Origin of the sequence: Sinomonas sp., assembly GCF_051955515.1 — a bacterium.
Classification (GTDB): Bacteria; Actinomycetota; Actinomycetes; order Actinomycetales; family Micrococcaceae; genus Sinomonas.
The window spans coordinates 1-22,678 of sequence record NZ_JBQCGQ010000194.1; the positions used below are offsets into that span (position 1 = coordinate 1).

A 22,678-nucleotide genomic window follows, 5' to 3' on the forward strand; every position below is an offset into this window, starting at 1 on the left:
CAGCGCCTATAGTCGGAAACCATGGAACAGCGTGTGCTCGGACGTACTGGCCGGAAGGTGTCCGTGATCGGACTTGGAACGTGGCAATTGGGAGCGGGCTGGGGTGATGTCGAGCGCGAGGACGCCCTCAAGGTCCTCGACGCCGCCGCAGAATCCGGGGTCACCTTCTTCGACACCGCCGACGTGTACGGGGATGGCCGCAGCGAGCAGATCATCGGCGAATGGCTCGCCGCCCACCCCGAGGCCGGCATCACCGTTGCCACCAAGATGGGCCGCCGCGCGCCCCAGGTCCCCGAGAACTACACCTTGGCCAACTTCCGCCAATGGACCGATCGCTCCCGCCGCAACCTCGGCAGGGACACGCTCGACCTCGTCCAGCTGCACTGCCCGCCCACCCCGGTCTACTCGGCCGACGAGGTCTTCGACGGCCTCGACCAGCTGGTCGAAGACGGCGCGATCCGCAACTACGGCGTGAGCGTCGAGACCGCGGAGGAGGCCCTGACGGCGATCGCGCGCCCCAACCTCGCCTCGGTGCAGATCATCTTCAACCCGTTCCGGCTCAAGCCCCTCGAGGAGGTCTTCCCCGCGGCGCACGAGGCCGGCGCAGGGATCATCGTCCGGGTCCCCCTCGCGTCGGGGCTGCTGAGCGGCAAGTTCAGCCGCAGCACGCAGTTCGCCGAGAACGACCACCGGAACTACAACCGCGACGGTTCGGCCTTCGACGTCGGCGAGACCTTCTCGGGAGTGGACTACGAGAAGGGTCTCGACGCGGTGGCCGAGTTCCAGAAGCTCGTCCCCGAGGGGCTGACGACGGCGCAGGCTGCCTTGGCCTGGATCGTTTCCCAGTCTGGGGTCACCACGGTGATCCCGGGGGCCAGGAACGCCGACCAGGCCAAGGCGAACGCCGCCGCCGCGAAAGGCGTCGGCCACCTGGGCTCCGAGTTCGACGACGGCGTGCGGCGGATCTACGACGAGTTCTTCCGCGAGGCAGTCCACCCGCGCTGGTAGCGGGAACCGGGTGGTCCGTCAGAAGATCGACCACCCCGTCTGGGCGGTGAGGTCGGCGAGGGCCGCGGTGCCGGCGATCGAGTTGCCCTTGGCGTCGAGTCCGGGGCTCCAGACACACACGGTGCAGCGGCCCGGAACGATGGCGAGGATCCCACCGCCCACGCCGCTCTTGCCCGGCAGTCCGACGCGGTAGGCGAACTCACCCGCCGCGTCGTACATGCCGCACGTGAGCATGATCGAGTTGATCCGCTTGGCGTCGGCCGCGGAAAGCACGTCGGCTCCGGCGTCGGCCAGGAAGAGGCCGGCACGGGCCAGTTCGCGGCAGCTCATGGTGATCGAACAGTGCCGGACGTAGTGCTCGAGCACCGCCTCGACGGGATTGCGGAGGTTGCCGAAGTCCGCGAGGAAGTTCCCGAGGGCGCGGTTCCGGGAGCTGGCTGAGAGCTCGGCCGCGGCAGCGCCGTCGTCGACCATCACCGTCGCGCTTCCTGAGCGAGCGCGCAGGAAGTCGAGCACCGCCTCGCTCGCGTTGCCCACGCGCTCCTGGAGGAAGTCTGTCACCACGAGCGCCCCTGCGTTGATAAACGGGTTGCGGGGGATGCCGGCCTCTGCCTCGAGCTGGACGAGGGAGTTGAAGCGCGTCCCGCTCGGTTCCCGCAGCACGCGGTCCCAGAGCTCCTGCCCCGGGTCGTTGCCCAAGGCCAGCGCGAGCGAGAAGAGCTTCGAGATGCTCTGGATGGGGAACGGCGTCTCCGCATCGCCGGCGCTGATGACCGTTCCGTCCAGACTCGCGATCGCGATCCCAAACGGGGGACGATGCGCCGCCACAAGCTCGTCGAGAAGGGCCCTCACGCGGCACCGCCCGCCGTCGTCAGCCGCTTGGCCTTCCACAGCTCGAGGTGGAGCAACGCGATCGCCGCGTGCGCGGGGTAGCCGAAGTCGAGGTCGGTCAGGCGGCTTGCCTTCGCGATCCGGTAGTACACGGTGTTCTTGTGGAGGCCCATCCGCCGGCCGCACTCGGTGACGTCCATGCCCGCGGCAAGGTAGTCCACCAGGGTCTGGGCGAGCTCCTCATCCTCGAGGCACAGCTTGGACAGGGCACGGTGCCGGAACGAGGACGACTCGAAGGCCCTGGCGGCCTCCTCCAACAGGACCTCGGCCTCGAAGTCGTCGAGCGACGCGACCGCGAGCTGCCCAGCCCGGCGCAGGCAGCGGAGGACTGCGGATGCCTCGCCCGCCGTCGACCTCAGGGCGAACAGGCTCGGTGCCACCTGCCCGATCGCGATGTGGACCCCCACGCCGAGCCGCCTCGCGTCCTTGACGATGGCGTCGGCGAGCATGCGCAGGCCCGCCGCTGCGTCGCCCGAACGCAGCTCCGGAACCACAATCGCGGTCTCGCCGGCGTGCTGGCCCACGACGGCGGAGGCCTTGAAGGCCGCCGCGTGGATCGCCGCGAGGTTGGCCAGTTCGCCGCGCTTGAGCTCGGCGTCAGCCGTCCGCGCGTCCTCAGGGCTCAGGCCCACGAGCAGGAGGCAGGCCGGCCGTTCAGGATCGATCCTTGCGAACTGCGCGCTCGCGGCAGCTTGGTCAGGATGGGAGAGGAGCCGCGCGATGCGGTCCTCCCGCAAGTGCACCGACTGCTCGTTGCGGTGCCGGATGAGCTCATGGGAGGCGCGGCGTGCGGCTCCCACGAGGAGGTCGTCCACGTTCGGCGCGAAGCCGGACCCCGTCTCCTGCAGCCAGATGTAGCCGAGGACGCGCTCGCCGGCAAAGATGGCGATGGCGGCGCGCTCCCTCAGCCCGTCCTCAGGCCTCTCCGGGACACGCACCACGCCCCGGGTTTCATGCAGCTCCCGGTACGCGCCCAGGTCCTTGAGCAGCACCTCGTATTTGCGCGGTCCGCGCCGCGTCAGGATCGAGGCGCGGCGGAGCTCGTCGATGTCGTTCGAGACGGTCGAGTAGGCCAAGACCTTGTTCGCGGCGTCCTCGATCACCACATGGCTGGACGTGAGGCGCGCCGTGGTCTGGGCGATCGCGAACAGGTCTTCTTCGATCAGGGTGAGCACGTCGCTGTGGTAGTCCGTGTTCTGGATCCGGCCGTTCACCACCGAGAGCACGGTGTCCCAGCCCGCTGTCGGCTCGATGAGGAGGAGGCCGACTCCGGCGCCCCGCAGGAGCTCCTCGACCTCCTGGGCTTCACCCGCCGTCCCCTTGAGGGCGACGGCGACTGGCCGGGTTACGGCGAGGCGGCGCACCATGGGCAGGGCTTCCCGGCCGCGGACGCCCATGAGGCACACGAGTGCCTCGGAGACGTCGCGGTCGGAGTCCTCGGAGTCGAGGATGAGGGCGTGCGCCACGGGTGCGTCCGTGGGTTGGGGGCGGGTAATGAGGGTGCCCAGATCTGCGGGCAGGTCTTCCAAGATGTCGTCGACGTTGACTGATCCCACGGTATTCCTTGTTCGAGAGTGCCAACCCGCCGGCGCCATTGCCGGCGGCACGCACCATCGTAGGCGCGTCACCTCGGAGTGAGGTTTGGATGACGCCCCACTTTCCTCGACGGGAATTGGGATTCAGCACAATTCGGCGCTCTTACCGCGCGGCTCCATCGCCCAGCACGGGCCGCAGGATGTCCGGATCCATCGACCGGTGTTCGCGCACCGCCGCCGCCCACCGTCCCGACTCGGCCAGATGGCCCCGCGCAAACGCCGAGACCGAGTCCGCCGGCTCGTCGAAGCGGGCCCACTCCCGGTACGGGAGCCTGCACTGATGGGCCAGGACGAACGCCATGAGGAAGGCCCCGGCCCGCTCGCGGAGCTCCGGGTCCGCGTCGAGGTAGTCGATCTGGGGGAGGGCCGCGAAGGCGAGGGCCTCCGTGTCCTCGCTTGCGTCCTCCGGCGGGAGGGGGATCTCGCCGGTCTCGAAGACCTTCAGCGCCACCGGCAGGACGCCGTCCCTGAGGCTCGAGTCGTCCGCGTCCCCGCACACGCCGTCGAGGATATCGCTGAAGACCAGAACGTTGCCCACGTTCGCCGTCATGATCCGGCAGGCAGCGCCGAACGGCGCACTCGCCAGATCCTCACCCATCTCGGGATGCGCGAAGCCATCCGCAACGGTGCTCGCGAGCATCCCCACTGCTTCTGCGATCTGGTGGCGAGCTGCAGGGGTGGCCTCGGGGAAGTGCCGGGCGAGCAAGTCGAGGGTGGGGCGGGGCAGGAGGGCCAGGGCCGTCAGCGCTGTGGGGCCGTCGGTCGGCCAGAGGCGGCCGTCGAAGCCCATCAGGGTTCCGTTCTCGGGGTCGGCGAGCGGGCAGAGCATGGTCAGGACTGCGTGGGCTTCGTCTGCTTGGGTCACGGTTACTCCTCTCCCCAGCGGCCGCCGCCCTCAACCCGGCTGATTCTGAGAACCTGTTCTGTTTCGACATCGCGCATGCGGATGCTGACGCGCCGGGGACGATGAGTGGTAGAGGCTTAGGGCACAGGACCATTGCGCGCTGTTCGTCAGGACCATTGGCACTGCCGCAGGGGAGGCGATTGCGGGACCGTGGGAGGGCATGAGGAGGCAGACATGAGCCGAATTGCTTTTCTCGTTGTAGCGGGATTTGTGGCGCTGACGTCGTTCCTTGGCGGGCTCGTCATGGCTCTCGGAAGCTGGCTGGGGCCAGAGCGCCTAGGCCTTCCGCCCGAGGTGATGATCCCGAACAGCATGCTTGCCGGTTCCCCCTTCGCGAGCTTCCTCGTGCCGGGGATCCTCCTCGCGGTGATTGTCGGCGGAACTCACGTTGCCGCCGTCGTCCTGGTGATCGGAAACCACCGCTGGGGGCGGTTGATGGCGGCGGCAGCCGGATATTCGATCCTGATCTGGATCTTCGTCCAGATGGTCTTCATTCCGTTCAGCGTCCTGCAGCTCGTCTATTTCCTGGCGGGCCTTGCCGAAGTCGGATTCCTTCTCCTGATGCTCGGACTTCTCGCTCCCGAAGGAGCAACCCATGTCCACACCGCTTCAGAACCTCGACGTTCTGTACAAGGTGCGTAGGGGAGCAGCCCAGTTCATTGACGTCCCGGCGCTTTCCTTTGCGATCGTGGAAGGCCAGGGCGATCCCGAAGCCTCGCGGCCGCCATCACGAAATCTATCTCGGCGACCCGAGGCGTAGCGCTCCTGAGGTGCTCCGCACCCTGCTCCGCCAGCCCGTGCAGTGACTCAGGCTCCGCTGCCGTCGCGAGACGTCAGGTCCGCCTGAACGAACTGGATGAAGTCCAATCCGGTCGAGGTGCCCCCGCCCCACTGCCGTCCGTCGACGAACGCCGTGGGCACGGCGTTGATTCCGCTGTCGATCGCCAGGCGGTTGGTGTAGCGGGCCCAGGCGAGGTAGGTGCCGTTGTCGATGCAGGTGGAGGCGTCCGCGCCGGCGGCTGCCACGAGGGACTTGAGCTGCTGATCGCTCAGGCCGGCGGAGCCCTGCGGGGGCTGGTGGGCGTACAGCTGGTAGAGGAAGGCACTGTAGTTCCCGGGGTGCGCGTTGGCCACACACGCGGCCGCGTCCGCTGCCCGGGACGAGAACCGATTGCTGGACTGCCTGTCGAGGAACGTCACCGGCCGGTATTCGACGGTGATCTTGCCCTCGTTGCGGAGCCGGTCGAGGACGGGTCCATAGGACGCGTGGAAGTCGGCGCAGGCCGGGCACATGAAGTCCATGTACACGACCACTTGGACGGGCTGCCCCTTGGCTGCTGGCCCGATTCCCGGCGGGTGCGGGGACTGCTGGCCAGGGGCGAGCGGGTCGGGCGAGGGGAGTGAGCCGACGTCGACCTGGGATGCTGCAGTCGACGCCACCTGGCCGCCGACCCCCAGCGTGATCCCACCGTTCGCGTTCATGTTCGCTGGGCTCGGCCCGCGGTCCGGGAGCTGGTTCAGCGGGGAGGACGGCGGGAGGGCCCCGGCCTGCACGCTCGCCGTCAGCCCGCCGAAGAGGACCAGGGCCAGGATCATCACCACGGCAATCCCCATGGAGGCGTAGCCCACCACGAGGCCCCCGATCGCGAGTCCGCGGCCGCCGTCGCCCGTGCGCCGGATTCGGGAGAGCGCGATGTGCCCGAAGACGACCCCGAGGAGGCTCACGAAGAACGAGCACGCGAGCGCAGCGATCGCCAGGGGCTCCGTCCGCTGGGGGCGATACGGCGGCGGGTACTGGCGGGGATCGGGCCAGGGGCTCGGCCGATAGTCGGGTGCGCTCATGAAGGCACGGTCCCATGCCGTTGCCCCCGGCCACCACACTTGGCCGGTACTCGACTTTCGGGTTTCGGCCCCTACTTCTCCGCGAGTTCTCCGCGCACGAGGCGGCGGGTGACCTCGGTGAGGAGCTCGACCCCGCGGAGGGCGTCGTCGTCGTGCGTGAATTCCGCCTCGTTGTGCGAAATTCCCTCGACGCTGGGCACGAACAGCATGACGGTGGGCACGACGTCCTTGAGGTTCGTCGAGTCGTGTCCGGCGACGGTCATGATGTTCGTATGCGTGAAGCCGAGGCGCTCGGCGCTCGCGAAGCCCAGTTGGACGCCCGCGGGCTGGTAGGAGACGAGGCCCCAGCGGTGCGTGAGCTCGAGGTGGATCTCGGTCCGCGAGCGGGCCTCCGCGTCCCCGATCCACTTCTCGACGAGCTCCATGGCGCGCGCGAGAACACCCTCGTCGGGGGAGCGCAGGTCCAGGTTCATGACCACCTGCCGGGCGATGGTGACCGGCGAATTCGGGTAGACGTACATCTCGGAGACTGAGGTGTGGAGGAGCCCGGGCTCGAATTCCGCTGCGAGCTCTCGCGCGGCGGCGATGACGAGCGCAGCCCCGTAGAGCGCGTCCCGGCGGTCCTCCATGCGGGTGGCACCGGTGTGCGACTGCGCGCCGTCCACCGTGACGCGGTACTTGCCGGCCGCCCACGTGCGGTCCACGATGCCCACCTGGGTGCCGCTCTCCTCAAGATTCCGGCCCTGCTCGATGTGGATTTCGGCGTACCGGGCGACCTGGGCGAGCGCGGGGGCGGTTCCGTCTGCGGTGAGATGGCCGATGGCGAGCGCCTCCCTGACGCTCACGCCGGCCGGGTCGGTGGTCGCCAGGGCGTCCTCGAGCGCGAGCTTGCCCGTGAAGACGCCGCTGCCCATCATGCTCGGGGTGAAGCGGCTGCCCTCCTCATTGAACCAGTTCACCACCGCGAGGTTGTAGACCGGATCGAGCGATCCGGCCTTCGCCTCGGCCGCGACGCGTGCACCGGCGTGGGCGGCGGCGAGCACGCCGTACGCGCCGTCGTACCGGCCCGCGAGGGGCTGGGAATCCAGATGGGAGCCGACCAGGACGTACGGGGCGCCGGGGACCAGCTCCAGGGTGCCGAACTGGTTCCCGGCCTTGTCGATGGCCTCGGCGTAGCCGTGCCGGGCGAGCCAGGCGCTGAACCAGCGCCGCGTCTCATGGTCGGCAGGCGTTCCGGCCTGCCGGTCCACGCCGCCGCCGGGGGTGGCTCCGAAGCCGGACATCTCGGCGAAGTCCGAGAGGAACTCGGGGTCGGTGGTGCTCAAGGCAGGTCCTTTCCAGTAAACGCAGTTGCAGCTGCAGAAGCAGTGGCGGGGAAGTTCTCGGCGCCGAAGCGCAGCTCCCCGCCGACCATGGTTGCCAGGACCTTGGTCTCCCCAATGCGGGAGGGCTCGACGGCGGTGGGGTCCTGATCGAGGAAGGCGAGGTCCGCGAGGTAGCGGGGAGCGAGGCGGCCCTTGGTCTGGGCGGCACCCGTCGCCGCGGCGGAGCCGGTGGTGTAGGCGGCGAGGGCCTCCGCCGCGGTGATTCGCTCGCCGGGGCCGTAGACGAGGCCGGAGGGAGTCAGGCGTTCCACGAAGGACTGCATGACGTCGAGGGGCCGGCCGTTCGACACCGGTCGGTCCGAGCTTCCGGGCAGGACCGCGCCGCGCGCCAGGAGGCTTTTCGCGGGGTACGACAGGGCGGTGCGCTCAGGTCCGAGGAGGCTGGCCATGCCGTCCCCGAATTCCGTGATGAAGTGAGGCTGCGGGACCAGCACGATGCCGTTCGCGGCGATCCGGTCCAGCTGCTCTGGCCGGATCACTCCGCCGTGCTCGATCCGGTTGGGCAGCGTGCTGGGCCCGTATTCCTGCTGCGCCTCGGTGATGATCTCGATGGCGTGGTCGATCGCCCGGTCGCCGATGGCGTGGATGGCCAACGCCCATCCGGCGCGATACGCCTCGAGCGCCGCCGCGCGGAGCTTCTCGGCGTCCATCTGCAGATAGCCGTGGTTGTGCGGGCAGCCCACGTACTCTTCGCTCACGTAGGCGGTGCTGCCGAGCAGGGAACCGTCGCTGAAGACCTTCATCGATCCGAGGCGAAGCCAGTCGTCGCCGAGTCCGGTGCGGATGCCGGCGTCGAGCCCACGCGACTCGGGATCGGAGGCATGGCCGGGCACGGCATGGAGCGCGTCGAGTACCATCATGGGCTGCATCCGCACGCTGAGGAGCCCCTTGTCCCGGGCGCTCTGGTACGCGGCGAATTCTCTCGGCGAGTAGCCGATCCAGCCCCCCGCGATGCCGGCATCGGTGACGCTCGTGATGCCCTCCGACAGGTAATGCGTCGTCGCGAGATCGAGCGCGCGCTCAATGGTCTCGAGCGGATACGGGAGCATGAGGTCCTGGACGAGCCGCATGGCGTTTTCCTCGAGGAGGCCGGTGGGCAGTCCGTCCGGTCCGACGACGACGACGCCCCCGTCGATCGGTGCGCGGAGGTCGGCGCCCTGCGCCACGCGGGCGAGGGCGACTCCGTTGAGCGTGCACGCGTGGCCGGAGGAGTGCTTGATCCACACAGGGCGGCCGGCCGCGGCCTCGTCGAGCCGGTCGCGGTCGGGCTGCTGCCCGCCGAGCAGGAGGGGGCTGAAGCCGGAGGCGATGACCCATTCCTGGGGATCGAGCGTCGCGGCGGCCTCGCCGATGATGCGGTAGACATCCTCGAGGCTCGTCACCGAGCCGAGGTTTGCCTCCATGAGGCCGAGGCCGAACCACACGCTGTGGGCGTGGATGTCGTTGAAGCCCGGAACGACGGTTGCCCCCTTGGCGTCGATCGTCTGGGCTGCGAGGAGGCCGAGCTCGGGGTCGGGGTCGACGGCGAGAATCTTCCCGTCATGGATGAGCAGGCTGTCGGCCACGGGGTGCGAGGGGTCCTGCGTGAGGACGCGGGCGTTGCGAATGAGGAGGTCGACGAGCATGAAACCTCATTCAACTCTGGGACAATGACTCGTTCAATGGACAATGAACGCCGATTTGCCGTACAGGCTTGAGCATTTGCATAAACTGGTTCCGTGGCGGCGGAACGGAACTTCACGGTGGCCCGCTCGGTGGAACCGGAGTGGGCGCGGATCATCGAACGGCTGTGGCAGGAGCGGGAGCTGCTCGTTGCCGACTTCCTCCAGCGGTTCTCCGCCATTTCCTACGGCGGAGCGCACGTGCCCGAACGGGACGTCTACGACACTGCCGTGGACACCATGGACATGTTCATCTTCGAGATGGCCGGGGCTGAGCTGCCTCCCGATCTCCGGGCCCTGCCGCGCGACATCGCGGTCCGCCGCGCGCGGCAGGGCGTGCCGCTCGACGCCTTCCTCGAGGCCATCCGCAACGATTTCAGAGTCCTCTGGAAGGGCCTGGAGCGGGTGGCCAGACCCGACGGCATCGGAATCCTCGTCTCGAATATGGACCGGGTGCTGGACATGGTGGAGGGCTACGTCAGCAACATCCAGCAGGCCTTCGCCGAGGAGGAGGCGCTGCTCGCCCGGGACAAGCAGCTCTACCGGCAGCGCCTCCTGACCAGGCTCTTCCATGGGCAGCCCGGCGACGAGGGGGAGGTCGCCGAGATCGCGACGACGCTCGGAGTCCAGCCCGCCGGCCCCTTCGAGGTGCTCGCCGTGATCGACGACGCCGTGCCCCAGGCCCAGCGGGCCTTCGCCACGGCGGACGATGTCTACGTCTACGAGAACGCGGAGGCCCTGTACGTCTTCCGGCCCCAGCGGAAAGGCCGGAGCTGGCTGGGCGACGAGCCGGGTTTCCCCGCCGGGTATGTCTCAGATGCCCAAGGCCTGGCTGCCGTTCCCGCTGCTGCTGCGTCCGCCCTCGTGCTCGCGAAGAACCGCCGGAATGGATCGCTGCTCGCCACCGTTGAAGAGACCTGGATGGGCATCGCCGACGGTCTGCTGGGCGCTGCGCTGCCGGGCTTCGCGGATCGCGTCACCCGGGCGCTCGACCGCTGCACGCCCCACGAACGCGAACGCCTCCTGCAGGTGGCGCGGAGCTACGCGAGGACGGGGTCCATCAAGGAAACATCGGAGGAGCTCTACTGCCACCGGAATACCGTGGTGAACCGGCTGCGAAGCCTGCAGGACGTCATCGGCCTCGACCTCACGGTGCCGGCCCAGGCTGCGCGGGCCCTCGTAGCGCTCAGTCGATACGGCAAAGCGCCCGCCTGAATGTGGATTTGAACAAGTTAGACCGTTGAACTGGGTGAAGATGGCCATTGTTTGGGCGATTAGCACTGACCTACGCTCGAAACAACCCCGCAGCTCTGCGTGATTTCCCTCAGCTCGAAAGGCTCGTCAAAGTGACGTCACTCCATGGCGCCCAGAGCGCCACGCCGGTCATCTCCGGCAAGGACGCAGGCAAGATTGCCCGCGCCGCCTTCGTCGGGACGGCACTCGAATGGTACGACTACTACCTCTTCGGCACCGCCGCCGCTCTCGTCTTCAACCGGCTCTTCTTCACGGAGCTCAACCCGACGGCGGCGCTGCTCGCCTCGTTCGCAACCTTCGGCGTGGGCTTCGCGGCGCGCCCCATCGGCGCCATCATCTTCGGCTACATCGGCGACCGGTACGGACGCCGCCCTGCCCTCCTGGTCACGATCGTCATGATCGCCGTCGCCACCGGCCTCATCGGTGTGCTCCCCGACTTCGGCACGGTGGGCCTCGCCGCGCCGATCCTCCTCGCGGTGCTGCGCCTGGTGCAGGGCCTCGCCGTGGGCGGAGAGTGGGGCGGCGCCGTCACCATGGCGATCGAGCACGCTCCTGCCGAGAAGCGCGGCCGCTACGCAGCGATGGTCCAGATCGGCTCGCCGGTCGCGACCCTGCTGGCCTCCGGCGCGTTCACGCTCGTGCTCCTCTTCCCCTCCGCCGCGTTCGACGCGTGGGGCTGGCGCATCCCGTTCCTGCTCGCCTTCCCGATGCTTGTGATCGCCCTCTGGATCCGCCTCAAGGTCGAGGAATCGCCGATCTTCAAGGACCTCATGGCCAAGGAGGAGACTGTCAAGGCGCCCGCCCTCGACGTCATCCGCCACGCGGGCGGCCGTCTGGTCGTCGCCGTGCTGGCAGCGCTGCTCGGCGTCGGCGGCTTCTACATGATCACCACCTTCGCGGTCAGCTACGGCGCCAACACCCTCAAGGTCGACCGCAACGTCATGGTCAACGCGACCCTGATCGCGGCCGTCGCCCAGATCATCGTCACGATCTTCATGGGCCGGCTCGCCGAGAAGGTCGGCTCCGGCAAGGTCACCCTGTGGGGCGGCATCCTCTCCGCGATCCTCTCGTTCCCGATCTTCGCGATGATCGACACGAAGTCCCCGGTGCTCATCACCCTTGCGATCACGCTCGGCATCGTCCTCATCGCGGTCGCCTACGCAGTCAACGGCTCCCTGCTCGCCGAGCTCTTCCCGCCCAAGCTCCGCTACTCCGGTGTGGCCCTCGGCTACAACATCGCGGGCGCCACGAGCGGGTTCATGCCGATGATCGCGACGGCAGTGCTCGGCGTGTCCGGCAACCAGTCGTGGGGCGCGGCGCTCATCCTCGCGATCATCTCACTGCTGACCGCGGTCGGCGGCTACCTCGGCGGCCGCCTGCGGATCGAGGACAAGAACCTGGTCGCTGACGCATGACGCCGGCTCTCGGTACCCTCACCGACGAGCAGGCCCGGCGCATCGAGACCGCGGTCGACGCCGCGTTCGACGCCCAGCTCGCTTTCACCCAGGAGCTCGTGAAGCACCCCTCGCGCCGAACGCGCGAGGGGAGCGCCCAGGACCTCATGCACGAGGCGATGGCGGCGCGCGGCTTCGAGATGGACCGCTGGGAGCTCGACCCCGAGGAGCTCGCGGCGCACGAGGGCTTCGGCCCGGTCACGGTCTCCTACGCGGGCGTCACCAACGTGGTCGGCACCTACCGTCCGGGCGCCGAACGCGGGCGCTCCCTCATCCTGAACGGCCATATCGACGTCGTCCCGGAGGGCCCCGAGGACGTGTGGTCCCGTTCCCCGTGGGACGCCTCGATCATCGACGGCTGGATGTACGGCCGCGGCGCCGGCGACATGAAGGCGGGCCTTGCGGCAAACCTCTTCGCCTTCGACGCCGTCCGGGCCGCCGGCTTCGATCCCGCAGGCCGCATCCACTTCCAGTCCGTCGTCGAGGAGGAGTGCACGGGCAACGGCTCTTTGGCAGCCTTCCTCCGCGGCTACCGCGCGGACGCCGTCGTGATCCCGGAGCCCGAGGAAGACATGCTCGTCCGCGCGAACGTCGGCGTGCTGTGGTTCAAGGTCCGCGTGAGTGGAAGTCCCACCCACCCGCGCGTGATGGGGTCCGGCTTCAACGCGATCGATGCGGCCTACACGGCGATGGCGGCGCTCCGCGAGGTCGAGGCGAAGTGGAATCTCGAGCGGTTCAACCACCGCTACTTCGAAGACCTCGAGCATCCCATCAACTTCAACTTCGGCGGGATCGTGGGAGGCGACTGGCCCTCGAGCGTCCCGGCCTGGTGCGAGTTCGATGTGCGCGCTGCGATCTATCCCGGCATTACCGCCGAGGAGGCCTGGACGGAGCTCCAGGAGTGCTTGGCCGGCCTGGCCGCGGGCGACGCACCGATCGAGGCCGTGCCCACGAGGACCGGCTTCTTCGCCCAGGGCTACGTGCTCGAGCCGGGAAGCGACGCGGAATCGCTCCTCGAGGCCACCCATGAGCGCGTGTTCGGCGCTCAGCTTGAGAGCTTCACGACGCCGGGCTACCTCGATGGACGGGTGTTCGCCCTGTACGCCGGGATCCCGTCCCTCGTCTACGGGCCGGTCTCGGAGGCGATCCACGGGTTCGACGAGCGCGTCTCGGTCGAATCCATCCGCCGGATCACCAAGAGCATCGCGCTCTTCATCGCCGGCTGGTGCGGCATCGAGGACCGCGGGCCGGTTTCCTGAGGCTGGCTACCGCCGTCGGCCGGTCCACTCGAGCAACCGCTCGAGAGGCCACGTCGTCACAATCCGCTCCGGCGGCACGCCGTTCGCCTCGGCCCTCGCCGCGCCGTAGTGCAGGAAGTCGAGCTGCCCGGGCGCGTGCGCGTCGCTGTCGATGCTGAAGAGGCACCCCGCGTCGAGGGCCCGCCGGATGAGATCATCCGGCGGGTCCTGCCGTTCCGGCCGCGAGTTGATCTCGACCGCCACGCCATTCGCAGCGCACGCTGCGAAGACCCGCCCCGCGTCGAACTCCGACTCGGGACGGGTGCCGCGGGAGCCGGTCACGAGCCGGCCGGTGCAGTGACCGAGCACGTCCGTGTGCGGATCCTCGATCGCTCCGAGCATCCGCCGCGTCATGACCCCCGACTCCGATCGCAGCTTGGAATGGACGCTCGCCACCACCACGTCGAGCCGATCGAGCATCTCCGGCGTCTGGTCCAGCGTGCCGTCCTCGAGGATGTCCACCTCGATCCCCGCGAGGAGGCGGAAGCCGTCACCTTGATCGCCGGCGTCGCCCGCCGAGCCATTGACAAGATCGACGACGGTGAGCTGCTCGGTGAGCCGTTCCACGCTGAGCCCGTTGGCGATCGTCAGATTCGGCGAATGGTCGGTGAGTGCGAGGTACTCGCGCCCCAGCAGGCGCGCGGCCTGCACCATGACCTCGATGGGGGAGCCGCCGTCGGACCACTCGCTGTGGCTGTGCAGGTCCCCGCGCAGCAGCGAGTGGAGCGTCCCGGGGCCTTCCGTCAGCGGCTGCTCGGCGCGCTCGCGGAGATTCTGCAGGTACTCCGGGACGTCGCCGGCGGAAGCCTGCTGGATGACCTCGTAGGTGCGGCTTCCGATCCCCTTCATGCGCTTGAGCCGGCCGTCGCGCACTCTGGCGGCGACGTCGTCGTCCGTCATGCCGGCGATCACGGCCGCCGCGTTCCTGAAGGCCTTGACCTTGAAACTCGGCGCCAGTTCGCGCTCGAGCCAGAAGGCGATCTCGTTGAGGGCTTCGACAGCTTTCATGGCCCCATCATTCCCCGCTCAGCGAACCCCCGCACCGGTTTTGCGCCCTGCCGGCGGGGTAGAGACTTCGCATGGCCGCCGACTACTCCGCGCGCAATTCCGCGGCGCCCACCCACCGCCATGGCTGGTGGTGGAAGGCACTCCTCGCCGGCTTCGCGCTGTGGATCGCGTCGATCGCCGTGACTGTCTCGACCCTCAACGCCAACTTGATCCCCACGCTGATCCTGCTGGGGAGCTTCCTGGTGCCCTTCAGCGTGGTCCTGTTCGCCGTCGAGCGGATCACGGGGAATCTGGCTCCGATCCACGTCATCGTGGCCTTCTTCGCCGGCGGGATCGTGGGCGTCCTCGCCGCGTCCCTCCTGGAGGCCGACCTCCACGCGACCACCTGGATCTACCTGCGCGTGGGGCTCATCGAAGAGGCCGTCAAGGCCGTGGTCCTCCTCATTGTGGGACGCAATGTGGTGCCGAAGACGCCCCGGCAGGGCGCGCTTCTCGGCGCCTCGATCGGCGCCGGCTTCGCCGCGTTCGAGTCCGCCGGGTACGCGTTCAACGCGGCCGTGACCGCGGGAGGGATCGACCTTGCCTCGATGCTGCAGACCGAGGCCATGCGATCCATCCTCACTCCGGTGTGCCACGTCCTCTGGACGGCGATCCTCGGCGCCGTCATCTTCGGGGCCACGGGACGGGCCACCGCCTACCGGTTCACCGGCGGAGCGGTCATCGCCTTCCTCGCGGTGGTGGTCCTCCACGGCCTCTGGGACTCCATGGGCGGCATCGCCGCGCTGCTCGCGGTGGTGGTGACGGGGAACGCGGTACCGGCCCTCGACTACGGCTTCCTCCGGCCGGGGACCGACGCGGCCGTGTCCTCGCTGTCCTCGATCTTCTACTTCGTGGGGCTCGCCGTCGTCGCCGTGGCCGGCCTCGTGAGCCTCCGGCTGGCGCTCCGCCGCCACGACAGGAGGATGGCTTCCAATGGCTGAGACCCCCGACCCCCGGCCCCGCCTCGGGGAACTCTGGACCGATGCCCTCGGACGGGCAGGGATCCGCTCGATCCAGGCCCTCGCCGTGGGCGCCCTGGTCTGGGCGGTCATCTGGGTTCTCCTGCGGGTCCCGCTCGTGGTGATCCCCGTGACCCTCGCCGTCATCCTCGCCTCGGCCATCGCACCCCTTGTGCGCCGGCTGGACCACGCGGGATGGCCCCGCGCGCTCGCGGTCCTCGCCTCGTTCATCGCGATCCTCGTTGTCTTCGGCGGCGTCGTGACCGGCATCGTGTTCCTGATCCGTGCGCAGTCGCACGAACTCGCCGCGCGCTTCACAGCCGGCTTCGAGCAGCTCCACGCCTTCCTGACCAACGGGCCCGTTCCCGTGAGCGACAGCCAGATCAACCAGGCGCGGGATTCCCTGCAGCAGTTCTTCTCGAACGGAAGCCTCGGCTCCGAAGCCCTCACGGGAGCCCGCACGATCGGGGAGATCCTGGCCTCCTTCGTGCTGATGGTGGTGATCCTCTTCTTCTTCCTGAAGGACGGGCACGAGATCAAGGGCTTCCTCATCGGCTTCATGCCCGCGCGGTATCGCGATCGGGCGTGGCTCGCCGCCGAGCGCAGCGCGATCGTCCTCGGCGGCTACGTGCGGGGGACGGCGCTCGTGGCGCTCGCCGACGCGGTGATCGTGGGCGTCGGCCTCCTCGTGCTGCAGGTGCCGCTCGCGCTGCCCCTTGCGGTGTTCGTCTTCATCGGCGGCTTCATCCCCATCGTCGGGGCCACGCTCGCCGGCGTCCTGGCGATCGGCATCGCGCTCGTCTCGAACGGGCCCGTCACCGCCCTCATCCTGCTGGCTGTCGTCATCCTCGCCAACCAGCTCGAGCATCACCTCCTGCAGCCGCTCCTCATGGGCAAGGTCCTCAGCATCCACGGCCTCGCGATCCTGCTGGCGCTCGCCGCGGGAAGCGTGCTCGCGGGAATCATCGGCGCGCTCCTCGCCGTGCCGGTCACGGCGGTGGGGTGGACTGTAGTGAAGACGTGGACGGGCCGCGGCGAGGCGGACGTCGAGAACGAGAAGGACAACGCCGCGGCGGTCTAGCGCGGCAGAGTGGGGTAGCAAGGAGAGCTCCATGTCCAGCGAACTCATCGAGGCGCTCCTCGAGGAGGCTTTGGCCATCCTCGAGACCGACGACGGCGGTGCCACCGCGAGCGGCGACGAGGCGGTGTTCGGGCTCCGGGCAGGGGGACGACCCGTGCGCGTCATCGCCGCCGATCTCCGGTGCGGGATCGACGAGATCGAGGAGGCCATCGAACGGGCCCGCCGACGGCGCCCCGAGCTGAGGTTCACCGAGGACCGGATCGCATGGGAGCTGCACAGGGCGGTCGCCGAGAAGCTAGAGCGGGACGGGACCGGCGTCATCGCCGTCGCCCGGAGGAACCTCGTGCGCGTTCGCCAGGAGAAGCGCAACTCTGCGATGGAACCGTGGGTGGACGAGTGGGCATCGCTGCTCGACGGCGATCGTGCGCGGCTCATCGAGACGATGCTCGACGGCGACGAACACGCCGCCGATCTGCGCCGGCTGGCGCTGTTCGCGGGAACCCTGAGCGAGGCGGAGAGGCTTCTCGCCGTGCGGAAGGCCGGCCTCGCGCGGGCCGCCGACTAGTCCTGGGTGCAGCGCTCCATGGCCTCGGCGAACTTGAGATAGGTGTCCACGCTCGCGATAACGGCGCGGAGATCGACCGTGAGGATCTCGAGCCCCACGAGGGAGACACGGACGTACCCGTCAATCACCATGCCTTTGTCGAGGATCGCCTCGATGGCGTCGCGGAGGTCGGCGGACGGCGGACGCTCAAGGTAGATGGGATGCTCCTGCGGCTGGGTGACGCTCATGCTCTGCTTCCTCTGGTGTCGAAGAATCCTGCAAGGCTTTCCCGAGCTTCGCCCCAATTCGCCGCCCTGAGGCAGAACTCCTCCGTAGCCTCGATGGTGAACCTGGCCAGCGGCCAGCGCAATCCCACCACCTCCCATCGACGCTCTGAGGAGTCATCATCAGGAAGCTTCTGTCCGTCGCCGGAACGGGCCTGCTGCTCGTCGCGGCGCTCGTGACCGGCGCCCAAGCCGGCGTGGCCGACCCCGGCCAAGGCAACGGCAAGGGGAATTCGGTCAAGGTCTGCAACGATCCCGCTCCGGGAGAGGCGTCGTGCACGGCGAGGCAGACCGCCGGACCCGACGGGAAGGCGGCGCCGCGCCTGAGCGCGCCCCCGTCGTCGGGCCTTACCCCCGCGCAGATCCGCGACGCGTACAAGCTCACGGGCACTGCCTCGGGCGGCCGCACCGTGGCGATCGTGGACGCGTACGGCTACCCGGGCCTCGCCAATGACCTCGCGACCTACCGCGCGCAGTTCGGGCTGCCCGCCTGCACGGTCGCGAACGGCTGCCTTCGGGTCGTCAACCAGGCTGGCGGGACCGCCCTCCCGGGGTTCAACCTGGGCTGGGCGCAGGAGCAGGCGCTCGACGTCGATGCCGTCTCCGCCGCGTGCCCCGACTGCAAGATCGTGATGGTCCAGGCGAACTCCTCCTCCTTCGCGGACCTCGGAACCGCCGTGCAGACGGCGGCGAAGATCCCTGGGGTCGTTGCGATCTCCAACAGCTACGGCGGTTCGGACGCCTCCGATTCGGCCTACGGGAAGTACTACAACCTGCCCGGCATCGCAGTCACCGCGAGCGCCGGCGACAACGGATATCAGGGAGCGTCCTATCCGGCGTCCTCCCACTACGTCACCGCAGTTGGCGGAACCTCGCTCGTGAAGGCCACGAACACGCGCGGTTGGTCTGAGACGGCGTGGAGCGGCACAGGATCCGGCTGCTCGGCCTACAACACGGCACTCGCCGGGGCCTCGACCTACAGCACCGGCTGCTCGAAGCGCGCCATGAACGACGTCGCGGCCGCCTCGGACCCGAGCAGCGGCGGGATCTCGGTCTACTACCCGAGCTCGAGCGGTGCTTCCGGATGGGGCCAGTTCGGCGGAACCAGCGAGGCCGCTCCGATCATCGCCTCGGTGTACGCCCTCTCGGGCAACACCGGCTCGAAGGCCACGGGCACGTACGCCAACACCATCCCCTACGCCCACGCGGGATCCTTCTTCGACGTCACCTCGGGGTCCAACGGCACGTGCACCACCCTCCGCTGGTGCACAGCGGGCACGGGGTGGGACGGTCCCACTGGCCTCGGCACGCCGAATGGAGTGAGCGGATTCTGATCATCCGCGCTTTGCGAAAGAAGCGTTGTTTAGCCCCGATGCCCGCGGGTATCCCTCTAGTACGAGGCGGCGGCGCGAGGCTCGGGGCGAACGCAGTCGCTTCGCCTTCCAGGGGTGGATGATTCATGGGGCAGGAGGGGCTCGGGAAACCGGGCCCCTCCTCATGTGTCTGCGCCTCAGGTGTCTTCGCCCGTCTGTCTGCGTCTGTCTCCCACCCTCCCGACCGGAGATTGTTGCATCCGGGACCGCATGGGTAATCACGAAGTGCCGTGAGACCCACGAAATCGGAGGAAGCAATGCACAAACGGGGAACTGCTGCACTCGGACTGACGAGCCTGGCCGCGCTGGCTCTGGTGGGATGCACAAATGGGGGAGGGACCGCGCCGTCGTCCACGGGAACGCCGTCGAGCACGGCGAGCGCTCGCGTCTACAGCGAAGCGGAACTCCGCAACCTCGTCTCGGGCCTGAAGGACTCGGACGGCAATGAGCTCAAGCTGTACTCGCAGGATCAGGTGAATCAGGGCAAGGACCTGGGCAAGCTCCTGCTGAGCACCGCGACCGTGGATCCCTCGGACTGCAAGTCGATTGCGACGGCGGGACTCGTCAACAGTGTGGAGAACGGTTCGGTGGCCGTGGCGATCTCGGACAGCCAGCAGCCGCGGACAGTCTCCGCACAGTCGGGATCGCAGGGGCCGGATGCTGAGCAGATCCTCAAGGACATCGAGGGCAAGATGGACAAGTGCTCCACGTTCACCGTGGAGGCCGTCGGCCAGAAGGTGACCGTCGCAAGCAAGCAGCTCCAGGCGAAGACTGAGGCGGACGAGACGTTCGGCACCGTGAGCACGCGCGGGGGCAACAACTCGGACATGCTCATGCAGGTCTCCGGCGGCAAGGGCCGGCTCCTCGTCGTCGCGACCAAGAGCGGCGGGAACCTGGGGGACAGCGACCAGAAGGAGCTCGAGGACCTCGTGAACAAGGTGCTCGAGAAGACCGCCTCAAGCGCATCGTCGAGCTCGTCGGCCAGCTCGACCTCCGGCTCGAACAGCACATCCACCTCCTCGCCCACGGGTTCGGCGTCGAGCGCGACGTCCTCCAGCCCGATGTCGAGCAGTTCGTCGACGTCCGGGGCTACGCCGTCGAGCAGCTCGAGCCAGTAGAGCGCTAACTCACTCGAGGTGCCAGGTCACCCGAGGTGCCAGGTCACCCGAGGTGCCGGATCAAGGCGTCGAGGATCGGAAGTTGCCCGACGACGAGCTTGGTCCGGGCCTCGGGCTCACTGAACCATTGCGCGCGGTCGATCTCCGGGAACTCCTGGATCCTGCCAGATCCCTTGGGCCATTCGAGCGGGAAGGTGTTGCTGGAGATCCGCTCCGGCTGGAAGTCCGCCTCGCCGGCGTAGATGGTGAGGCGCTTGCCGGACGGCTGGCGGAACATCCCGAGGGCGGCGTACTCCGCTGCAGGCGGGGGCGTGCCGATCTCTTCGGTGAACTCCCGTCTGGCGGCCGCCAACGGATCTTCGTCGTCCGTGTATTCGCCCTTGGGGATCGACCACGCGTGCACGTCCTTGCGCGCCCAGAAGGGCCCGCCCATGTGGGCGATCCACACGTCGAGTGGGGCGGATCCGTTGCGCCGGTACAGGAGGAGGCCAGCGCTGAGGACCGTCATTGCTTCTCCATCCGTTCAGGGTAGGGGGAAGATCGACTCATGAGTGCCGCCTACGCCTACAACGTCGAGATCCTGCACCTGCTGGTCTCACCGGGCCACGCGTACTTCGGCCGGGCGCGCGACGGGGCCGCGGACGTGCCCACGGAGGACGCCGACCGGGTCGAGGTGGTGGCCGGCAAGGGCATCGTGGGCGACCGCTTCTTCGGCAAGGCCGCGCACATGGACGCAGCGGTCACCCTCTTTGCCGTGGAGGGCCTCGAGGCCATGGCAGGGGAGCTGGGCGCGGATCCCTTCGACCCGCTCCTGACGCGCCGGAACGTGATCCTGCGGGGCGCACAGCTGGCTCCGCTCCTCGGACAGGAGTTCACCCTCGAATCCGGCGACTCCAGCGTGCGCCTGCTCGGCGGCCGCCCGGCGCACCCGTGCGCCTGGATGGACCGCATGCTCGTTCCGGGCGCGCATGCCGCGATGCGAGGGCGAGGTGGCATCCGCTGCCGGGCCGTCGGCGGCGGCTTCCTGCATCGCGGACCCGCCGTGCTCCTCAGCCCCGTCCCGCTCGAGCCCGAGCGCGCCGGGGAAGCCCACGTGCTGCGTCCATCGCGGCTGCCGTAGATACCTCGAAGAAGCCCGCGGATCGCTCCGCGTACTGAAGGCCGGTCCAGCGGGCCCTCTTCGAGCAAGGCGCCTCGGGCGAGGCGCGTCAGCTCAGGCGTGCGGGTGAGGCGAAGGGGAGCCGGTCGGGCGAGATCTCGATTCCCTCCCAAGGCGCTTCTGGGCGGGGGAAGCGGATCTGATGGAGCTCGACGATCCTCTGCCGCCGGCGTCCGGATGCGGTGATCCACAGGACCCTCGCCGACTGCGCTCCGGCTGCCAGCAGATAGGCATGCAATTCGGCGTGGGGCTGGTCGACGATGACCTTCCGGTCGCCCCTGAGGGCGCGCCGCATCTCCTCCGGATGAGGTGCGAGGGCAAGGCTCATGCTGCGATCTTCCGCCGCATGCGGTCCAGGACCCGCTTGAGCAGACGGGAGACCTGCATTTGGCTCACTCCGAGCACCTCTGCGATCTCGCTCTGGCTCATCTCGTCCACAAACCTCATCTTGATGAGTCTGCGGTCCTCGTCCGAGAGGCCGCTCATCGCCGCCGCGAGAAGCTGCTGGCGCTCCACGCGTTCGAATCCCGGCTCGTCCTCGGCGACGACGCGCAGCGAAGGGTCCGTCGGCGTGTCGCCGGAGGTGTCCAGCGGCTCGATGGCGACGCCGACCATCGCCGCTTCTGCCACCCGCGCCTTTGCGATGCTCTCCTCCGGCACCCCCAGTTCACTGCTCAGCTCTGCCGTGGACGGCTCCCGTCCCAGCTCTTGGACGAGGCGCTGACGGGCGGCGTTGACGTCCAGCCGCAGCTCCTGCAGGGAGCGCGGGGGCCTGACAACCCACGACTGGTCCCTGATGTAGCGCTTGATGCTTCCGGTGATGGTCGGCACCGCGTACGGCACGAATCCCTGTCCCAGGCCCTCGCGGTAGCGTCGTGCCGCCACGACGAGCGCAAGGCGCGCCACCTGGCGCAGGTCCTCGGGGTCGTGTCCTGGGTAGCGGTAGCGCCGCGCCAAGGCATCCGCCACCCCCAGATGGTCGCTGGCGAGCCTGCCTGCTTCCTCAAGGAGCTCAGTCACAGCAGCGGTCCTCCTCCTCCGGCTCGAAACCTCGGTCCGGTGTCGTGGCCTCGTCTCCGTCCGCCTCCATGGCGGCGGGGTCGAGGCCGGTCCTGTGTGGTCGGGCCTCCAGCTCGCCCGGCGAGACAGACCAGTCTGTCTAGCTCGTGACAGGATTTCTACACGTAGACAGACCTGTCTGTCCAGTCATGCGGTAAGATGCCATGCATGGACGAGCGTGATGAAGCTCGCGCGACCCCCAGCGGCGGCCGTCCGGGAGCGCGTGCGAGGATCCTTGACACTTCATTCGACCTGTTCGCGCGGCGTGGCATACGCGACGTCGGCGTCGACGAGATCATCACGAGGTGCGGCGTGGCGAAGGCCACGTTCTATCGACATTTCCCTTCCAAGGACGACCTCGTCCTCGCCTACCTCGACCGCTGGTTCACCGAACGCAGCGCCGCCATCGAGGCCGCGACAGAACGGGTCGGGCAGGGGGAAGGCGCGCTTCTGGCCGTCTTCGGCGTCCTCGATGACTGGTTCCAGCGGGGCGCGGCGGAGGCCAGCGCCTTCCTGCACGTCATGATCGAGATGGGTCCAGAGCACCCCCTCGGACGCGCAAGCATCAGCTATCTCACCCGGACCCGCGAGCAGCTCGCCGCGCTGGCCGAGGCAGCCGGCCTCGAGGATCCCGAGGGCTTCGCGTGGTCGAGCCATATCCTCATCAAGGGCGCCATGGTGGCCGACGCTGAGGGCGACAGGCATGCCGCGGAACGGGCTCGGCTCATGGCAAGCCTGCTCATCGAGCATCACCGGAAGCAC

Annotated in this window: 23 protein-coding genes and 1 pseudogene; 13 read left to right on the forward strand and 11 right to left on the reverse strand. The window is 68.7% G+C overall.

Annotation, left to right across the window (positions count from 1 at the left end; genetic code table 11):
• Positions 1-21: 21 nt before the first annotated feature.
• Complete coding sequence (locus tag ACTHL9_RS11150; protein WP_440519104.1) at positions 22-1,008, forward strand: aldo/keto reductase; 987 nt, start codon at positions 22-24, stop codon at positions 1,006-1,008.
• Positions 1,009-1,026: 18 nt separating this feature from the next.
• On the opposite strand, the gene ACTHL9_RS11155 is transcribed toward ACTHL9_RS11150, so the two are convergent.
• The 3 genes from ACTHL9_RS11155 to ACTHL9_RS11165 form a co-directional block, all read right to left on the reverse strand.
• Positions 1,027-1,860: a glutaminase gene (locus ACTHL9_RS11155; RefSeq protein WP_440519105.1), complete on the reverse strand. Its 834-nt coding sequence runs from the start codon at positions 1,858-1,860 to the stop codon at positions 1,027-1,029.
• The gene (locus ACTHL9_RS11160) at positions 1,857-3,455 is read right to left on the reverse strand and encodes a PucR family transcriptional regulator (protein WP_440519106.1); all 1,599 of its coding nucleotides are present in this window, start codon (positions 3,453-3,455) and stop codon (positions 1,857-1,859) included. The genes ACTHL9_RS11155 and ACTHL9_RS11160 overlap by 4 nt, the downstream gene beginning before the upstream one ends.
• Positions 3,456-3,597: 142 nt before the next feature.
• Positions 3,598-4,359, reverse strand: coding sequence for a hypothetical protein (locus ACTHL9_RS11165; RefSeq protein WP_440519107.1), 762 nt, complete (start codon positions 4,357-4,359; stop codon positions 3,598-3,600).
• Between the two features lie 213 nt (positions 4,360-4,572).
• Between ACTHL9_RS11165 and ACTHL9_RS11170 the strand changes: the two genes are divergently transcribed.
• Both ACTHL9_RS11170 and ACTHL9_RS11175 read left to right on the forward strand, forming a co-directional pair.
• Positions 4,573-5,040 carry a hypothetical protein gene (locus ACTHL9_RS11170; protein WP_440519109.1) on the forward strand — a complete coding sequence of 156 codons (468 nt, stop codon included), beginning with the start codon at positions 4,573-4,575 and terminating at the stop codon, positions 5,038-5,040.
• Positions 5,041-5,117: 77 nt separating this feature from the next.
• A pseudogene (locus ACTHL9_RS11175) lies at positions 5,118-5,204 on the forward strand (GyrI-like domain-containing protein); the annotation flags it as partial.
• Position 5,205: 1 nt separating this feature from the next.
• Here the strand turns inward: ACTHL9_RS11175 and ACTHL9_RS11180 are convergent.
• The 3 genes from ACTHL9_RS11180 to ACTHL9_RS11190 form a co-directional block, all read right to left on the reverse strand.
• The gene (locus ACTHL9_RS11180; RefSeq protein WP_440519111.1) at positions 5,206-6,240 is read right to left on the reverse strand and encodes a thioredoxin domain-containing protein; all 1,035 of its coding nucleotides are present in this window, start codon (positions 6,238-6,240) and stop codon (positions 5,206-5,208) included.
• Between the two features lie 71 nt (positions 6,241-6,311).
• The gene (locus ACTHL9_RS11185; RefSeq protein ID WP_440519112.1) at positions 6,312-7,565 is read right to left on the reverse strand and encodes a M20 family metallo-hydrolase; all 1,254 of its coding nucleotides are present in this window, start codon (positions 7,563-7,565) and stop codon (positions 6,312-6,314) included.
• Positions 7,562-9,250 (reverse strand): amidohydrolase, encoded by a 1,689-nt coding sequence (locus ACTHL9_RS11190; RefSeq protein ID WP_440519114.1) that lies wholly within the window; start codon positions 9,248-9,250, stop codon positions 7,562-7,564. The genes ACTHL9_RS11185 and ACTHL9_RS11190 overlap by 4 nt, the downstream gene beginning before the upstream one ends.
• A 93-nt stretch (positions 9,251-9,343) precedes the next feature.
• On the opposite strand from ACTHL9_RS11190, the gene ACTHL9_RS11195 reads away from it, so the two are divergent.
• The 3 genes from ACTHL9_RS11195 (at position 9,344) to ACTHL9_RS11205 (ending at position 13,253) form a co-directional block, all read left to right on the forward strand.
• Positions 9,344-10,501, forward strand: coding sequence for a helix-turn-helix domain-containing protein (locus tag ACTHL9_RS11195; RefSeq protein WP_440519116.1), 1,158 nt, complete (start codon positions 9,344-9,346; stop codon positions 10,499-10,501).
• 131 nt (positions 10,502-10,632) lie between these two features.
• A complete protein-coding gene (locus tag ACTHL9_RS11200) occupies positions 10,633-11,955 on the forward strand; it encodes an MFS transporter (RefSeq protein ID WP_440519117.1) in 1,323 nt (440 codons plus the stop codon).
• Positions 11,952-13,253 carry an ArgE/DapE family deacylase gene (locus ACTHL9_RS11205; protein WP_440519119.1) on the forward strand — a complete coding sequence of 434 codons (1,302 nt, stop codon included), beginning with the start codon at positions 11,952-11,954 and terminating at the stop codon, positions 13,251-13,253. Before ACTHL9_RS11200 ends, ACTHL9_RS11205 begins: the two co-directional genes overlap by 4 nt.
• Before the next feature lie 6 nt (positions 13,254-13,259).
• Here the strand turns inward: ACTHL9_RS11205 and ACTHL9_RS11210 are convergent, their stop codons facing one another.
• Complete coding sequence (locus ACTHL9_RS11210) at positions 13,260-14,300, reverse strand: PHP domain-containing protein (RefSeq protein ID WP_440519121.1); 1,041 nt, start codon at positions 14,298-14,300, stop codon at positions 13,260-13,262.
• Between the two features lie 71 nt (positions 14,301-14,371).
• On the opposite strand from ACTHL9_RS11210, the gene ACTHL9_RS11215 reads away from it, so the two are divergent.
• The 3 genes from ACTHL9_RS11215 to ACTHL9_RS11225 are packed head-to-tail and all read left to right on the forward strand — an operon-like array spanning position 14,372 to position 16,944.
• The gene (locus tag ACTHL9_RS11215) at positions 14,372-15,280 is read left to right on the forward strand and encodes a PrsW family intramembrane metalloprotease (protein ID WP_440519123.1); all 909 of its coding nucleotides are present in this window, start codon (positions 14,372-14,374) and stop codon (positions 15,278-15,280) included.
• Entirely contained in the window at positions 15,273-16,379 is a 1,107-nt protein-coding gene (locus ACTHL9_RS11220; RefSeq protein WP_440519124.1) for an AI-2E family transporter, read from the forward strand. Before ACTHL9_RS11215 ends, ACTHL9_RS11220 begins: the two co-directional genes overlap by 8 nt.
• Positions 16,380-16,410: 31 nt before the next feature.
• Positions 16,411-16,944, forward strand: coding sequence for a hypothetical protein (locus ACTHL9_RS11225; protein WP_440519126.1), 534 nt, complete (start codon positions 16,411-16,413; stop codon positions 16,942-16,944).
• On the opposite strand, the gene gvpJ is transcribed toward ACTHL9_RS11225, so the two are convergent.
• Positions 16,941-17,171, reverse strand: a complete 231-nt coding sequence (gene gvpJ / locus ACTHL9_RS11230) for a gas vesicle protein GvpJ (RefSeq protein ID WP_440519128.1) — start codon at positions 17,169-17,171, stop codon at positions 16,941-16,943. The two genes, ACTHL9_RS11225 and gvpJ, sit on opposite strands and share 4 nt — an antisense overlap.
• Positions 17,172-17,383: 212 nt before the next feature.
• Here gvpJ and ACTHL9_RS11235 point away from each other — a divergent pair, with 212 nt between their 5' ends.
• Both ACTHL9_RS11235 and ACTHL9_RS11240 read left to right on the forward strand, forming a co-directional pair.
• Positions 17,384-18,541 carry a S53 family peptidase gene (locus ACTHL9_RS11235; RefSeq protein ID WP_440519130.1) on the forward strand — a complete coding sequence of 386 codons (1,158 nt, stop codon included), beginning with the start codon at positions 17,384-17,386 and terminating at the stop codon, positions 18,539-18,541.
• Between the two features lie 296 nt (positions 18,542-18,837).
• On the forward strand, positions 18,838-19,698 hold the full coding sequence (locus ACTHL9_RS11240) for a hypothetical protein (protein ID WP_440519132.1): 861 nt from the start codon (positions 18,838-18,840) through the stop codon (positions 19,696-19,698).
• Between the two features lie 43 nt (positions 19,699-19,741).
• Here the strand turns inward: ACTHL9_RS11240 and ACTHL9_RS11245 are convergent, their stop codons facing one another.
• Complete coding sequence (locus ACTHL9_RS11245) at positions 19,742-20,206, reverse strand: NUDIX domain-containing protein (RefSeq protein ID WP_440519133.1); 465 nt, start codon at positions 20,204-20,206, stop codon at positions 19,742-19,744.
• A gap of 39 nt (positions 20,207-20,245) precedes the next feature.
• On the opposite strand from ACTHL9_RS11245, the gene ACTHL9_RS11250 reads away from it, so the two are divergent.
• Positions 20,246-20,818, forward strand: a complete 573-nt coding sequence (locus tag ACTHL9_RS11250; RefSeq protein ID WP_440519135.1) for an MOSC domain-containing protein — start codon at positions 20,246-20,248, stop codon at positions 20,816-20,818.
• Positions 20,819-20,906: 88 nt separating this feature from the next.
• On the opposite strand, the gene ACTHL9_RS11255 is transcribed toward ACTHL9_RS11250, so the two are convergent.
• Positions 20,907-21,185 carry a hypothetical protein gene (locus ACTHL9_RS11255; protein ID WP_440519137.1) on the reverse strand — a complete coding sequence of 93 codons (279 nt, stop codon included), beginning with the start codon at positions 21,183-21,185 and terminating at the stop codon, positions 20,907-20,909.
• Positions 21,182-21,877, reverse strand: a complete 696-nt coding sequence (locus ACTHL9_RS11260) for a sigma-70 family RNA polymerase sigma factor (protein WP_440519139.1) — start codon at positions 21,875-21,877, stop codon at positions 21,182-21,184. Before ACTHL9_RS11260 ends, ACTHL9_RS11255 begins: the two co-directional genes overlap by 4 nt.
• Positions 21,878-22,084: 207 nt before the next feature.
• Here ACTHL9_RS11260 and ACTHL9_RS11265 point away from each other — a divergent pair.
• Positions 22,085-22,678: TetR/AcrR family transcriptional regulator (locus ACTHL9_RS11265; RefSeq protein ID WP_440519140.1), on the forward strand; the 594-nt coding region annotated here is incomplete at its 3' end.